A 13,933-nucleotide genomic window follows, 5' to 3' on the forward strand; every position below is an offset into this window, starting at 1 on the left:
TCCGCAGTGATCGCCCCGTACGACCCGGTACGACGCGACCACCGTGCCCCAGACCCGCGCGCAGACCTCTCGCACCCGCGAGGGGTCTTTTCGTTTTCCGGACCATCCCACCGGATGCGGAGCGTGCGGGACCATGGGAGGGCGCGGAACCGGTTATTCCGGTAGCCCCAGATCCATCCGACAGGAGCCAGACCACCATGAAGGATCGGCCCGACGACAGCTTCCACGTCTTCGACACCACGCTGCGCGACGGCGCGCAGCGCGAGGGCATCAACCTGACGGTCGCCGACAAGCTCACCATCGCCCGTCACCTGGACGACTTCGGCGTGGGCTTCATCGAGGGGGGCTGGCCGGGCGCCAACCCGCGGGACACGGAGTTCTTCGCCCGTGCCCAGGCGGAGATCGACTTCAAGCACGCCCAGCTCGTCGCGTTCGGCGCCACCCGCAAGGCGGGCGTCAGCGCCTCGGACGACCCGCAGGTCAAGGCGCTGCTCGACTCTGGCGCCCCGGTGATCACCCTGGTGGCCAAGTCCCACGACCGCCATGTGGAGCTGGCCCTGCGCACCACGCTGGAGGAGAACCTGGCGATGGTCCGCGACACCGTCGCGTACCTGCGGTCCCAGGGCCGCCGGGTGTTCCTCGACTGCGAGCACTTCTTCGACGGCTACCGCGCCAACGCCGACTACGCCAAGCGGGTCGTCGCCACCGCGCACGAGGCGGGCGCCGACGTGGTGATCCTCTGCGACACCAACGGCGGCATGCTCCCGGGCCAGGTCGACGCCGTGGTCCGCACCGTCCTCGCCGACACCGGCGCCCGCCTGGGCATCCACGCCCAGGACGACACCGGCTGCGCGGTCGCCAACAGCCTGGCCGCGGTCGACGCGGGCGCCACCCACGTCCAGTGCACCGCCAACGGCTACGGCGAGCGGGTCGGCAACGCCAACCTGTTCCCGGTCGTCGCCGCCCTGGAGCTGAAGTACGGCCGCCGGGTGCTGCCGCCCGGCGCGATGGAGGAGATGACCCGGATCTCGCACGCGATCGCCGAGGTCGTCAACCTGACGCCGTCGACCCACCAGCCCTATGTGGGTGTCTCCGCCTTCGCCCACAAGGCCGGGCTGCACGCCTCCGCGATCAAGGTCGACCCGGATCTGTACCAGCACATCGACCCCGAGCGGGTCGGCAACACGATGCGCATGCTGGTCTCCGACATGGCGGGCCGCGCCTCGATCGAGCTGAAGGGCAAGGAGCTGGGCATCGACCTCGGCGGCGACCGGGCGCTGGTGCAGCGGGTGGTCGAGCGGGTCAAGGAGCGCGAGCTGGCGGGCTACACGTACGAGGCCGCCGACGCCTCGTTCGAGCTGCTGCTGCGCGCGGAGGCCGAGGGCCGGGCACGCCGCTTCTTCCGGGTCGAGTCCTGGCGCGCGATCGTCGAGGACCGCCCGGACGGCACCCACGCCAACGAGGCGACCGTGAAGCTGTGGGCCAAGGGCGAGCGCATCGTCGCCACGGCGGAGGGCAACGGCCCGGTCAACGCGCTCGACCGGGCGCTGCGCGTGGGCCTGGAGCGGATCTACCCGCAGCTCGCCTCGATGGAGCTGGTGGACTACAAGGTCCGGATCCTGGAGGGCAAGCACGGTACGGACTCCACGACCCGGGTGCTCGTCTCCACCGCGGACGGCAAGGGGGAGTGGTCCACGGTCGGCGTCGCCGAGAACGTGATCGCCGCCTCCTGGCAGGCGCTGGACGACGCGTACGCGTACGGGCTGCTGCGGGCCGGAGTGGAGCCGCAGGAGTAGCCGCCGGTACGCGAGATTCCGCGGCCCCGACAGAAGTTTTCAAGGGGTGTGGCCCTGCCGGGGTCGCGGAGTGTGCGGGGGTGAACCGAGCCCTGAGAGGCGGATTCAGCCCTGTGCGGTGTTCTTGATCGCGGAGATGTCGAAGGTCAGCTTGGCCTTGTCGCTGACCATCACCCCGCCGGTCTCCAGTGCGGCGTTCCAGGTCAGGCCCCAGTCGGAGCGCAGCAGCTCGGCGCGGCCCTCGAAGCCGACGCGCTCGTTGCCGAACGCGTCGGTGGCCGAGCCGTTGAATTCGAGGTCGATGGTGATCGGGCGGGTGACGTCCCTGATGGTCAGGTCGCCGGTGATCCGGTAATGGTCTTCGTCGACCCGCTCCGCGGCGGTACTGCGGAAGGTCATCAGCGGGTAGGTCTCGGCGTCGAAGAAGTCGGCGCTGCGCAGATGGGCGTCGCGGTCCGTCTTGCCGGTGTCGACGCTGGCGATCGTGACGTCGATCGAGGCGGTCGAACGGGACGGGTCGGCGCCGTCCAGATGGAGGGTCCCCTCATGTTCGGGGAAGGCCCCGCGGACGTTGGTGACCATGGCATGCCGCACCGTGAAGCCGATGCTGCTGTGCGCGGGATCGACGGTGTAGTCCCCGGTCAGTGCGGTGAGATCCCCCATGGCTCCTCCTTGGACACGTACTTTTTTGTTCAATCTTGAACAAGGGTGAGAATAGACCTCTTCGGTTCAAACCTCAACATCCATGGCGTATGGAAGACGGAGAACCCGGGCATCACCCCACCGCCCGTCCGTCCCCGCTGGAGGTCCCATGCCACCGCGCCCGCTCAGACCCTGGTCCCGGCGAGGCTTCCTGGCCGCGGCAGCCACCGGAGCGTTATCCCCGGCCCTCGCCGCGCCGCCCGTGCGCGCCGCTCACGCCGCCGCGCCGGACTTCGCCGCCCTGCGGCGCCGCTGGACCGACCTCACGCTCGGCACCGGCTACGACCCCGCCGCCGAGCCGTACGCCGCCCGCCTCGCCGAGACCGGCCGCCTGGCCACCCGGTTCCGGACGAGCATGGCGCCCGCCGCCGCCTCGCTCTGGCCCGACCAGCCCTTCGACCCGCCCGCGGGCATCACCCAGAGCTACCAGCGGCTGACCACCATGGCCCAGGCGTACGCCCAGCCCGGCACCGGCCTCACCGGCGACCCCGGTCTCGCTGACGACGTCGCCCGCGGCATCGACCACCTCGACGCCACCGTCTACAACCCCGCCACCACCCGCTACGGCAACTGGTGGGAGTGGCAGATCGGCAGCCCCCGGCTGCTCCTGGACATCCTCGCGGTCCTGTACGACCGGCTCGGCGACGAGCGGCGGGAACGCTGTCTGGCCGCCGTCGACCACTTCGTCCCCGACACCATGCTCGGCGACTACACCGGCACCAGCACCGGCGCCAACCGCGTCGACCTGTGCCGCGTCGTGGCCCTGCGCGGCATCCTCGGCGCGGCGCCCGCCAAGGTCGCGCTCGCCCGGGACGCGCTCTCGCCCGTCTTCCCGTATGTGACGAAGGGCGACGGGCTCTACGCCGACGGATCGTTCATCCAGCACACCTGGGTCGCCTACTCCGGCACCTACGGCTACGTCCTGCTCGACGGCCTCGGCCGGCTCTTCGCCCTGCTGGCCGGGTCGGAGTGGGAGGTCACCGACCCGAACCGGCGGATCATCCTGGACAGCGTGGAGCACGCGTACGCCCCGCTGCTGCACGACGGGCTGATGATGGACGCCGTCTCCGGCCGGGCCGTCAGCCGCGGCGTCCAGGTCAACGACCCGCGAGGGATCGTGCAGAGCGACCATCAGCGCGGCCATCTGTTCCTCGCGGCCATCGCCCTGCTCGGCGCGGGCGCGGACGCCGCCGCGCGGGAGCGCTGGAACGGCATGGTCAGGGGCTGGATCGCACGCGACACCAGCAACCCCGTGCTGACCGACCCGCAGTTCGGCGTCGCGGACCTGGCGCGGCTGGCGGCCGTGGCCAAGGGGCCCGGCCCGGCACTGCCCGAGCCCGTGGGCCACACGCTGTTCCCGGCCATGGACCGGGCCGTGCACCGGCGCCCCGGCTGGACCGCCGCCCTGGCCATGGCCTCGGACCGGATCGCGTACTACGAGAACGGCAACGGCGAGCACCCGCGCGGCTGGCACACCGGCGCCGGAATGCTCTCCTGGTGGGCCGGTGAGGGCACCGCGACCCAGTACACGGACGCCTTCTGGCCCACCGTCGACCCCTACCGGCTGCCCGGAACCACCGCCTCCGCCCGGCCGCTCGCCGACAACGAGGGCGGCGGCTGGGGCGAACCCAAACCCGCCGCACGCTGGGTCGGCGGCACCACCGACGGCGAGTTCGCCGCCATCGGCCAGGACCTACGCGGGCTCGGCTCCACCCTGCGCGCCAAGAAGTCCTGGTTCTGCGTGGCCGACGCGGTCGTCTGCCTCGGCGCGGACATCACCGCCCGCGACGGCGCCCCCGTCGTCACCGTCGTCGACAACCGCAACCTCGGCGCCGACGGCACCCCCACCCCCACCCTCACCGTCGACGGCGTCCCCCAGCCCGCCGCACCGGAGCGGACCCGCACGTTCCGCCGGGCGCGCTGGGCCCATCTCGCCGGGCACGGCGGCTATGTCTTCCCCGGCGGCGCCGCCCTGCACACCCGGCGCGAGGCCCGCACCGGCTCCTGGCGGGACATCAACACCGGCGGCTCCCCGGACCCCCTCACCCGCCGCTACCTCACCCTCTGGCACGACCACGGCACCGACCCCGAGGGCGGGGGTTACGCCTACCTCCTGATGCCCGGCGCGGGCCCGGCCGCCCTCGCCGCCCGCGCCGCCGACCGCCGCTGGCTGACCGTGCTCGCCAACTCCCGCGCCCGGCAGGCCATCGCCATCCCGTCGCTCGGCGTCACGGCGGCCAACTTCTGGGCCCCGGGCACGGCCGGTCCGCTGACCGCGGGCGCCCCGGCGAGCGTGCTGCTGCGCCGTACCGGACGGCACACCGCACACCTCGCGATCGCCGAGCCGCTCCGGACCGGGGAGCCGTTCGACGTCCTCTGGGCGCATCCGGTGCGCGCCGTGACGGCCCACGACGCCGCGGTCGAGGTGCTGGCCACCGGCGGTGCCCTGCGGCTGCGCATCACCCCCGGCACGGCCTGCGCCACCCACCGCTGCGAGGTCGCGCTGCGCTAGGGGATGTCTTGCCGATCATGCCGGGCTCCCGGCGCCTGGCATCCGCCCGGCTGCCGACCATCCGGGTGGTAAAGCCCACCGGTTACGGGGTGTCGCCCACAAGATTGTGGGGTGCCGACAGGGCTCCTCACCCTTGCGGGTCCCGGGTAAGGGGAAATCCGCTGTCCAGTTCTGTTCCGCCTGCCCACGAAAACGGGCCCGACGTTGTATGGAATTGACATGCGTTTCCGGGGGTCGGGGAACGTACCGTCGTTCCATGACCAATCTCGAAGGTGCGCCCGTAGAGGCGAGTGACGTCCGCGGGCGCGTCGCCGAGCTGCACGCGATCCGCGAGCAGGCTCGGCGCGGCCCGAGCGAGCGGGCGACCGAGGCCCAGAAGGCCAAGGGCAAGCTGACGGCTCGCGAGCGGATCGATCTCCTGCTGGACGAGGGGTCCTTCAACGAGGTGGAGCCGCTGCGGCGGCACCGCGCGACCGGATTCGGGCTCGAGGCGAAGAAGCCCTACACCGACGGGGTCGTCACCGGCTGGGGGACCGTCCACGGGCGGACGGTGTTCGTTTACGCACACGACTTCCGGATCTTCGGCGGGGCGCTGGGCGAGGCCCACGCCACCAAGATCCACAAAATCATGGACATGGCCATCTCGGCCGGGGCGCCGCTGGTGTCCCTCAACGACGGCGCCGGGGCCCGCATCCAGGAGGGCGTCTCGGCGCTCGCGGGCTACGGCGGCATCTTCCAGCGCAACACCAAGGCGTCCGGCGTCATCCCGCAGATCAGCGTGATGCTCGGCCCGTGCGCCGGTGGCGCCGCGTACTCCCCGGCGCTCACGGACTTCGTGTTCATGGTCCGCGAGACGTCCCAGATGTTCATCACCGGACCCGATGTGGTCCAGGCGGTGACCGGGGAGAAGGTCACCCAGAACGGTCTGGGCGGCGCGGACGTGCACGCCGAGACCTCGGGCGTGTGCCACTTCGCGTACGACGACGAGGAGACCTGCCTGGAGGAGGTGCGCTACCTCCTCTCGCTCCTGCCGCAGAACAACCGGGAGAACCCGCCGGTCGCCGAGGCCGACGACCCGGTCGACCGGCGCGGCGAGTCGCTGCTCGACCTCGTCCCGGCCGACGGCAACCGCCCGTACGACATGCGCAAGGTCATCGAGGAGATCGTCGACGACGGCGAGTACCTGGAGGTCCACGAGCGCTGGGCGACCAACATCATCTGCGCGCTGACCCGGCTCGACGGCCAGGTCGTGGGCATCATCGCCAACCAGCCGCAGTCGCTGGCCGGGGTGCTGGACATCGAGGCGTCGGAGAAGTCCGCGCGCTTCATCCAGATGTGCGACGCGTTCAACATCCCGCTGATCACCTTCCTCGACGTGCCCGGCTTCCTGCCCGGCGTCGACCAGGAGCACGGCGGGATCATCCGGCACGGCGCCAAGATGCTGTACGCGTACTGCAACGCGACCGTGCCGCGGATCTCGGTCATCCTGCGCAAGGCGTACGGCGGCGCGTACATCGTCATGGACTCCCAGTCCATCGGCGCCGACCTGACCTACGCCTGGCCGACCAACGAGATCGCGGTGATGGGCGCCGAGGGCGCCGCCAACGTGATCTTCCGCCGTCAGATCGCCGACGCGGACGACCCCGAGGCCATGCGCGCGCGCATGGTCAAGGAGTACAAGTCCGAGCTGATGCACCCCTACTACGCGGCCGAGCGGGGCCTGGTGGACGACGTCATCGACCCGTCCGAAACCCGTGAGGTCCTGATCCGGTCCCTGGCGATGCTGCGCGACAAGCACGCCGACCTGCCGTCCCGCAAGCACGGCAACCCGCCGCAGTAACGCCCACGAGGGAGACGAAGACACCGTGAGCACGCCCACCGACATCGCCGACACCGCCTCCGCGGCGGCCACCCTGGTCCGGGTCGAGAAGGGCCACGCCGACGCCGAGGAGCTGGCCGCGGTCACCGCCGTGCTGCTCGCCCGCGCGGCCGCCACCGCCGGTCATTCCCGTGACGGCGCCGCGGCCCGCCCGCGCCCCAGCGCCGCGCGCTGGCGCCGGCTGGAGCGCCGCCCGGCGTTCAGCGCCCCGCACAGCTGGCAGGGCTGACGCCCGCACGGCACACGCGAAATCCCCCGCTCTCCGATGGAGGGCGGGGGATTTTCCGTATCCGATACCGGTGGGTACCGGCGCGTTCCGGCTGGTTCCGGCGGGCCGGGGCCCGCCGGAACCGGGCGCGGCTAACGCGCCGGCCGGAACCGGGCGCGGCTAACGCAGCCGGGCCATCAGCGCGTGCTCGACCAGCGTGATCAGCGCGCTCTTGGCCTCGCTGCGGTGGCGCGCGTCCGTGATGATGATCGGCGCGTCCGGGCCGATCTGGAGGGCCTCGCGGACCTCTTCGGGACTGTACGGCTGGTGTCCGTCGAAGCCGTTGAGGGCGATGACGAAGGGCAGGCCGGAGTTCTCGAAGTAGTCGACGGCGGGGAAGCAGTCGGCGAGTCGGCGGGTGTCGACGAGGACGACGGCGCCGATGGCGCCGCGGACCAGGTCGTCCCACATGAACCAGAACCGGTCCTGGCCGGGGGTGCCGAACAGGTACAGGATCAGGTCCTGGTCGAGCGTGATGCGGCCGAAGTCCATGGCCACCGTGGTGGTGGTCTTGTCCGGCGCGTGGGTGAGATCGTCGATGCCCGCCGAGGCGGACGTCATCACGGCTTCGGTGCGCAGCGGGTTGATCTCCGAGACCGCGCCGACGAACGTGGTCTTGCCCACGCCGAAGCCGCCCGCCACCACGATCTTCGCGGAGGTGGTGGAGCGGGCTGCACCGCTAGAGCTTGCGAAGTCCACTGAGCACCCTTTCGAGCAGTGTCACGTCAGGCTGGCCGCCGGCGGACTCGTCGCCGCCGGGCTGGTGAATGGCGACGAGCCCGGCCTCGGCCAGGTCGGCTACGAGGATCCGGGCGACGCCGAGGGGGATGGTGAGCAGTGCGGAGATCTCGGCGACCGACTTGATCTCGCGGCACAGTTGGCAGATCCGCTGGTGCTCGGGCAGCTGGCCCTGGAGCTGGGTGGGATCGGCCGTGGTGTGTACCAGTGCCTCGATGGCGAGCTGGTACCGGGGCCGGGTACGGCCCCCGGTCATGGCGTACGGGCGCACCAGGGGGTTATGCGCGCCTCCCGTGGGGGAAGGTTCCGGTGCGAGGCGCTGAGGCGGCTGTACGGGCTGGATGCGGGGTGGCTGCGGTGGTTCGTACATCGGACTCTCGGGAGGCGCGTAGGAGGGCGCGTAGAGGTCCTGCTGGCCCTGTGGGTTCAGGGGCTGCGGGGGCATCGGCTCCTGGGGCTGCTCGCCGGGGTAATCCCAGGACTGTTCGCCCGGGTAGGGGGAGCGTGCCTGGCGGCTCGGCGCGGAGGGGAAGTTGAAGCGCTTCATCGGGGCTTCTCCGCGCGGTTCGGACGGCTGCCCATGGCCGTACGGATATCCGCTAGGGGGCGTTGCCACGTTTCCTCCTCCAACTCCAACGTGCCTGTCGGCCGGTCGCGCCACCGCACCCTATGGCGCGGTGGCGCGAAACGCACTCCATGTTTGCTAGTTGAGAAGACTGCCTTGCAATTCGGCGCGCAGGTCGGGGGTGAGGACGTTGCCCGCGCGATCGACGAGCAGGGCCATCTCGTAGCCGACGAGGCCGATGTCGCACTCCGGGTGGGCGAGTACGGCGAGGGAGGAGCCGTCGGAGATGGACATGATGAAGAGGAAGCCTCGTTCCATTTCGACGACGGTCTGGTTGACCGCGCCGCCTTCGAAGATGCGGGAGGCTCCGGCGGTGAGCGAGGTCAGGCCGGAGGCGACCGCCGCCAGTTGATCGGCTCGGTCACGGGGGAAGCCTTCGGACATCGCCAGAAGGAGTCCGTCGGCGGAGACCACCACGGTGTGGGACACCCCGGGGGTGTTGTCCACGAAATTGGTGATCAACCAGTTCAGGTTCTGCGCCGCCTGGCTCATCGGGCTCACACTAACGCTCCTGATCGTAGGTGCTGCCGGGGCCGAAGCCCTGTTGGTCATGCTGGTCACGCGGGGTGATCCCGGATCCCGCATCGCGTCCCCGCTGGATGCCGCGGCGCAGGTTGCTGAGCCTGCCGCGGACGTCCTCCGGGGCCCGGGAGACCTGGGGGCCGCCCTGTCCGGTGGGCTCCGCGGCACCCTCGACCAGGTTGGCCTTGGGCACCCTCCGGGGCAGACCGGAGGAGGTGACCCCGCCGGCCTTCGGCTCGCGGAGCTGTTCGGCACGGTGCCAGCGCTGGTCGTTCTCCGACTGCCACCGGTTACCGTCCTCCTGCGGGGACTGCCGCGGCCGTTCCGGCGCCGCAGCCGCCGCCGGCTCCCCGACTGCCGCCTGTGCCCCTGTCTCCTCGATCGGCTGCCACTGCTTGTCGCGGCGCGGGAGCCCCGCGTCGGTCATGGAGTGGACGCCACTCGGAGAGGGGCCCGGACGGTGGAACTCTACGCGGTCCCGCGAAACTTCGGGACCGCCGGGTCCCGATTCCGTTTGCGTCCCGAACTGCGACGCGAAGGGCATTTCAAAAGATCCGGAATCGCCCCACTCTCCCTGCTGGGAAGGTGAGTTGTAGCCGACGTACGGCTGTTGTCCCGGCTCTGTCTGGCTTGTGAAGTCCGCTTCCGGTTCAGAAAAGGCGGAATCCTGGTACTGGGGACCGGCCGGTGCCGGACCGGGCTGGGCCAGCAGATCGGACTCGGCCGGGTCGTGCCGCGGCTCCTGCTCGTGCTGCATGGCCTGGAGCCCGCCGTACTGCCGCGGGGGCTGCTCCTGCCGCTGGAACTGCTCCTGCCTCTGGAGCTGCTCCTGGGCGTACGAGGAGTCGTCGAAGCCCAGCTCGGCGGCCGTGCGCGAGGACAGGGCGGCGTCCTCGGCGGTGTACGTGGGCTGCGGCTCCGGCTCCGGGACGAGCCGGGAGACCGTGAACTCGTCCTGGGGCAGCTCCTCGCCGCCACCGCCGTGGGTGATCGCCTCGGGCAGCATCACCAGCGAGGTGGTGCCCGCCTGCTCACCGGCCGGGCGCAGCTGCACCCGGATGTTGTGCCGGTCCGCGAGGCGGCCGACCACGAACAGGCCCATGCGCTGGGAGACCGCGGCGTCCACGGTCGGCGGCTTGGCCAGCTTGTGGTTGATGTCGGCGAAGTCCTCGGCGGTCAGGCCGATGCCCTTGTCGTGGATCTCGACCACCACCCGGCCGTCCGGCAGCCGGGTCGCGGTGACCCGCACCTTGGTGTGCGGCGAGGAGAAGGTGGTGGCGTTCTCCAGCAGCTCGGCGAGCAGGTGGACGAGGTCGGTCACCGCCGTGCCGTGGATCTCGCTCTCGGAGATCCCGGCCAGTTCGATCCGCTCGTACGACTCCACCTCGGACGAGGCGGCGCGCAGCACGTCGATCAGGGGCACCGGCTGGTTCCAGCGACGGCCCGGCTCCTCGCCCGCGAGGATCAGCAGGTTCTCGCCGTTGCGCCGCATGCGGGTGGCCAGGTGGTCCAGCCGGAAGAGGTGCTCCAGCTGGTCCGGGTCGGCCTCCCGGCTCTCCAGTTCGGAGATCAGGGTGAGCTGTCGCTCGATCAGGCCCTGATTGCGACTGGAAAGGTTCGTGAAGATCGCGTTGACGTTGCCCCGCAGCATCGCCTGCTCGGCCGCGAGACGGATCGCCTCGCGGTGCACCTGGTCGAAGGCGCGGGCGACCTCGCCCAGTTCGTCCCGGGTGTTGATCGGGATCGGGGTGACCCGCGTGTTCACCCGGCCCGGGTCGGTGCGGGAGAGTTGGTCGACCACCATGGGCAGTCGCTGCTCGGCGACGTCGAAGGCGGCGTTGCGCAGCTGGAGCATGCTGTGGCTCATCGAGCGGGCCATCCGGCCGGCCACGATGAACGCCACGAGCAGCGCGACGAGCACGATCGCGGAGTTCACGATCGTGTCCTGCTTTGCGTTCGCGGAGATTTGCGATGCCTCGTTCACGGCCTTGTTCACGAGGTTCTGCTCGGCGTCGCGGTAGGCGTCGAACTTGACCGTGGACGCCGCGAACCACGCGTCCGGAGTGATGCCCTGGTCCGCCAGGTCCTCGGGTGCCGACCCACCGGCAATGGCCTGGACCATCCGGTCCATGGAGGGCGGTTCGGTGTACGTCTTCCCCGCGGCCTCGGCCTTCTGCTTGGCCGCGGCGCTCTGTTCCTCCGCCCGCTTCTTGGCCGCGGTGAGGGTGTCCTCCAGCCGGGTCACGTCCTCCGGGGTGCCCGCGGCGTTGAACTCCCCGAGGGCGATGCCCTCCAGGTAGACATAGCTACCGAAGGCGGTCAGCTGGGTCTTGCGGTCTGCCGCCGACGGACCCGGCTTGACCAGCAGATGCGTACCGATGGAGCGCTGGAGCGACTCGGCGCCCTTGGCCAGCGAGACCGCGTAGACGGTGCGGCCGTAGGAGGTGATGTTGCCGGTGCCCAGGCCCAGTTCGTTGGCGAACTCGATCAGTGAGTGCTCGACGCCGACGTATCCCTCTTCGGTCTTCACCGCGCCCAGCCGGTCGGTGTAGGCGTTCCGCCGCAGCGCCGCCAGCTGGGGTTCGGCCGAGCGGAACGCCTTGAGGCGGCGTTTGAGGGTCGCCGTCTGCGGCATGTCCGCGGCCGCCTGGTCGAACTGCTCCTTCATCGCGTCGGTCGTCGCCCGGACCTTGCGCACCACGTCCTCATTGGTGCCGGTCAGCAGCGGTCCCGCGGTCCGGTCGCGCTCGTCGACCAGCGCGTGGGCGTAGGACTCGGCGGCCCGGACCAGCCTGGCGGTGCGTTCCGCGTCCTGCGCCTCGTTCCAGGTGGCGACCGACGACGACACCTGGAAGCCACCGAAGACCAACGCCACCAGCACGGGGATGAGCAAAATGGCGTACAGCCGCGTGCGCACCCCCCAGTTCCGCGGGGTGATCCGGCCACCGGTGGGGGCGGGCGGATCCGATGCATCTGCGGACGGTGCCGCTGTGCGTGTACGCGGCGGCGGGGTGAAGTTCCCTCGCGCTTCTTGCGCGGGGTCCGGCGTGCTTCGCCTCACTCGACCAACAACCTCTCGGCGTCGGCACCGATCTCGTGCCGTTCCCAGTTGAGCCCTTACTGCCCAGTTCAGCGAATTCCAGCACGCCCCGCAGGTGCTTTCCAAACAGTACGCAAACCGATCAGTCTGTTGTCTAGACCAGAGATAAAACGGGCGTTACGGGTGAGCCATGTCAAATACCGAACTAATTGAGTGCACACCGGAGTCGATCACGTGCGCTCCGTGTCGACGAGCCATGTTTTTCTCTGTCGAAACGTTATGAAGGCAAGAGCGGGCCGTGTCGTTGGACACAGCCCGCTCGTACCTCAGCTGCCGGACAACTTCCGGCGGTCTTCCCCTACTTGAGCCGGGCCATCAGCGCGTGTTCGACCAAGGTGATGAGGGCGCTCTTGGTCTCGCTGCGGTGGCGCGCGTCGGTGGTGATGATCGGAGTGTCCGGGCCGATCTGGAGGGCCTCGCGGACTTCCTCCGGCGCGTACGGCTGGTGTCCGTCGAAGCCGTTGAGGGCGATGACGAAGGGCAGGCCGGAGTTCTCGAAGTAGTCGACGGCGGGGAAGCAGTCGGCGAGTCGGCGGGTGTCGACGAGGACGACGGCGCCGATGGCGCCGCGGACCAGGTCGTCCCACATGAACCAGAACCGGTCCTGGCCGGGCGTGCCGAACAGGTACAGGATCAGGTCGTCGTCCAGCGTGATGCGGCCGAAGTCCATCGCCACGGTCGTCGTGGTCTTGTCCTGCACATGGCTCAGGTCGTCGATGCCCGCCGAGGCGGACGTCATCACGGCTTCGGTGCGCAGCGGGTTGATCTCCGAGACCGCGCCGACGAACGTGGTCTTGCCCACGCCGAAGCCGCCCGCCACCACGATCTTCGCCGAGGTGGTCGCGCGGGCCGGCGGGGCGCCGCCGCTAGAGCTTGCGAAGTCCACTGAGCACCCTTTCGAGCAGTGTCACATCCGGCGTGCCGCCCGTCTCCGAGCTGCCCCCCGGCTGGTGGATGGCCACCATGCCGGCCTCCGCCAGGTCGGCCACCAGAATCCGCGCCACCCCGAGGGGTATGTTCAGCAGCGCCGACACCTCCGCGACGGACTTGACCTCCCCGCAGAGATGGCAGATGCGCTGGTGCTCGGGGAGCAGTCCCGCCAGATGCGCGGGGTCGGCCGTGGTGCTGACCAGCGCCTCGATGGCGAGCTGGTAGCGCGGCCGGGTCCGGCCTCCGGTCATGGCGTAGGGACGCACCAATGGCTGGTCGCCTTCACCCCCGTACGGCGAGTGGTGATGGCCGCCGTACGGGCCGGTCGAGGCAGGGGGCGGGGTCATGGGTCCTCCGGTCGGACAACAAGGTGACGACGTGTGCCGTCGGTCGGTGCCGGTGGGGGGCGCCCGGCCGTACGGCCGGGCGGGCGGTCGGGGGGTCAGTTCAACAGGCTGCCTTGCAATTCGGCGCGCAGGTCGGGGGTGAGGACGTTGCCCGCGCGATCGACGAGCAGGGCCATCTCGTAGCCGACGAGGCCGATGTCGCACTCCGGGTGGGCGAGTACGGCGAGGGAGGAGCCGTCGGAGATGGACATGATGAAGAGGAAGCCTCGTTCCATTTCGACGACGGTCTGGTTGACCGCGCCGCCTTCGAAGATGCGGGAGGCTCCGGCGGTGAGCGAGGTCAGGCCGGAGGCGACCGCCGCCAGTTGATCGGCTCGGTCACGGGGGAAGCCTTCGGACATCGCCAGAAGGAGTCCGTCGGCGGAGACCACCACGGTGTGGGACACCCCGGGGGTGTTGTCCACGAAATTGGTGATCAACCAGTTCAGATTCTGCGCCGCCTGGCTCATCGGGC

12 protein-coding genes are annotated in these 13,933 nt (G+C 70.5%); 4 read left to right on the plus strand and 8 right to left on the minus strand.

Translation table 11 applies throughout. The features are described 5' to 3' along the window. Positions 1 to 197 precede the first annotated feature (197 nt). The gene (gene cimA, locus HYQ63_RS29900) at positions 198 to 1,796 is read left to right on the plus strand and encodes a citramalate synthase (protein WP_179936952.1); all 1,599 of its coding nucleotides are present in this window, start codon (positions 198 to 200) and stop codon (positions 1,794 to 1,796) included. 105 nt (positions 1,797 to 1,901) lie between these two features. On the opposite strand, the gene HYQ63_RS29905 is transcribed toward cimA, so the two are convergent. Further along, positions 1,902 to 2,459: a YceI family protein gene (locus HYQ63_RS29905; protein ID WP_179936953.1), complete on the minus strand. Its 558-nt coding sequence runs from the start codon at positions 2,457 to 2,459 to the stop codon at positions 1,902 to 1,904. Positions 2,460 to 2,607: 148 nt separating this feature from the next. Here HYQ63_RS29905 and HYQ63_RS29910 point away from each other — a divergent pair, with 148 nt between their 5' ends. The 3 genes from HYQ63_RS29910 (at position 2,608) to HYQ63_RS29920 (ending at position 7,118) form a co-directional block, all read left to right on the plus strand. After that, positions 2,608 to 5,010 carry a polysaccharide lyase 8 family protein gene (locus HYQ63_RS29910; protein WP_179936954.1) on the plus strand — a complete coding sequence of 801 codons (2,403 nt, stop codon included), beginning with the start codon at positions 2,608 to 2,610 and terminating at the stop codon, positions 5,008 to 5,010. A 256-nt stretch (positions 5,011 to 5,266) separates the two neighbouring features. After that, positions 5,267 to 6,850: an acyl-CoA carboxylase subunit beta gene (locus HYQ63_RS29915; protein ID WP_179936955.1), complete on the plus strand. Its 1,584-nt coding sequence runs from the start codon at positions 5,267 to 5,269 to the stop codon at positions 6,848 to 6,850. A gap of 25 nt (positions 6,851 to 6,875) precedes the next feature. Continuing rightward, complete coding sequence (locus HYQ63_RS29920; protein ID WP_179936956.1) at positions 6,876 to 7,118, plus strand: acyl-CoA carboxylase subunit epsilon; 243 nt, start codon at positions 6,876 to 6,878, stop codon at positions 7,116 to 7,118. Between the two features lie 159 nt (positions 7,119 to 7,277). Here the strand turns inward: HYQ63_RS29920 and HYQ63_RS29925 are convergent, their stop codons facing one another. The 7 genes from HYQ63_RS29925 to HYQ63_RS29955 all read right to left on the minus strand — a co-directional run bounded on the left by HYQ63_RS29925 (position 7,278) and on the right by HYQ63_RS29955 (position 13,928). Then, positions 7,278 to 7,856, minus strand: coding sequence for an ATP/GTP-binding protein (locus HYQ63_RS29925; RefSeq protein ID WP_078510301.1), 579 nt, complete (start codon positions 7,854 to 7,856; stop codon positions 7,278 to 7,280). After that, positions 7,837 to 8,511, minus strand: a complete 675-nt coding sequence (locus tag HYQ63_RS29930; RefSeq protein WP_179936957.1) for a DUF742 domain-containing protein — start codon at positions 8,509 to 8,511, stop codon at positions 7,837 to 7,839. The genes HYQ63_RS29925 and HYQ63_RS29930 overlap by 20 nt, the downstream gene beginning before the upstream one ends. An 87-nt stretch (positions 8,512 to 8,598) precedes the next feature. Further along, positions 8,599 to 9,012 carry a roadblock/LC7 domain-containing protein gene (locus HYQ63_RS29935; RefSeq protein ID WP_009714795.1) on the minus strand — a complete coding sequence of 138 codons (414 nt, stop codon included), beginning with the start codon at positions 9,010 to 9,012 and terminating at the stop codon, positions 8,599 to 8,601. Positions 9,013 to 9,022: 10 nt separating this feature from the next. Beyond that, positions 9,023 to 11,959, minus strand: coding sequence for a nitrate- and nitrite sensing domain-containing protein (locus HYQ63_RS29940; protein WP_257232244.1), 2,937 nt, complete (start codon positions 11,957 to 11,959; stop codon positions 9,023 to 9,025). A 481-nt stretch (positions 11,960 to 12,440) separates the two neighbouring features. Further along, complete coding sequence (locus HYQ63_RS29945; RefSeq protein ID WP_179936959.1) at positions 12,441 to 13,028, minus strand: ATP/GTP-binding protein; 588 nt, start codon at positions 13,026 to 13,028, stop codon at positions 12,441 to 12,443. Beyond that, positions 13,009 to 13,419 (minus strand): DUF742 domain-containing protein, encoded by a 411-nt coding sequence (locus HYQ63_RS29950; protein WP_009714792.1) that lies wholly within the window; start codon positions 13,417 to 13,419, stop codon positions 13,009 to 13,011. Before HYQ63_RS29950 ends, HYQ63_RS29945 begins: the two co-directional genes overlap by 20 nt. A 95-nt stretch (positions 13,420 to 13,514) precedes the next feature. Beyond that, entirely contained in the window at positions 13,515 to 13,928 is a 414-nt protein-coding gene (locus HYQ63_RS29955; protein WP_009714795.1) for a roadblock/LC7 domain-containing protein, read from the minus strand. Positions 13,929 to 13,933 lie beyond the last annotated feature (5 nt).

The organism is Streptomyces sp. Rer75, from assembly GCF_013414305.1.
GTDB classification, from domain to species: domain Bacteria; phylum Actinomycetota; class Actinomycetes; order Streptomycetales; family Streptomycetaceae; genus Streptomyces; species Streptomyces himastatinicus.

What these genes read in the sequence shown, in the direction of transcription:
- cimA (WP_179936952.1), top strand. Translation starts at nt 198, where the DNA reads ATGAAGGATCGGCCCGACGACAGCTTCCACGTCTTCGACACCACGCTG.
- HYQ63_RS29935 (WP_009714795.1), bottom strand. Translation starts at nt 9,012, where the DNA reads ATGAGCCAGGCGGCGCAGAACCTGAACTGGTTGATCACCAATTTCGTG.
- HYQ63_RS29955 (WP_009714795.1), bottom strand. Translation starts at nt 13,928, where the DNA reads ATGAGCCAGGCGGCGCAGAATCTGAACTGGTTGATCACCAATTTCGTG.
- HYQ63_RS29915 (WP_179936955.1), top strand. Translation starts at nt 5,267, where the DNA reads ATGACCAATCTCGAAGGTGCGCCCGTAGAGGCGAGTGACGTCCGCGGG.
- HYQ63_RS29950 (WP_009714792.1), bottom strand. Translation starts at nt 13,419, where the DNA reads ATGACCCCGCCCCCTGCCTCGACCGGCCCGTACGGCGGCCATCACCAC.
- HYQ63_RS29910 (WP_179936954.1), top strand. Translation starts at nt 2,608, where the DNA reads ATGCCACCGCGCCCGCTCAGACCCTGGTCCCGGCGAGGCTTCCTGGCC.
- HYQ63_RS29905 (WP_179936953.1), bottom strand. Translation starts at nt 2,459, where the DNA reads ATGGGGGATCTCACCGCACTGACCGGGGACTACACCGTCGATCCCGCG.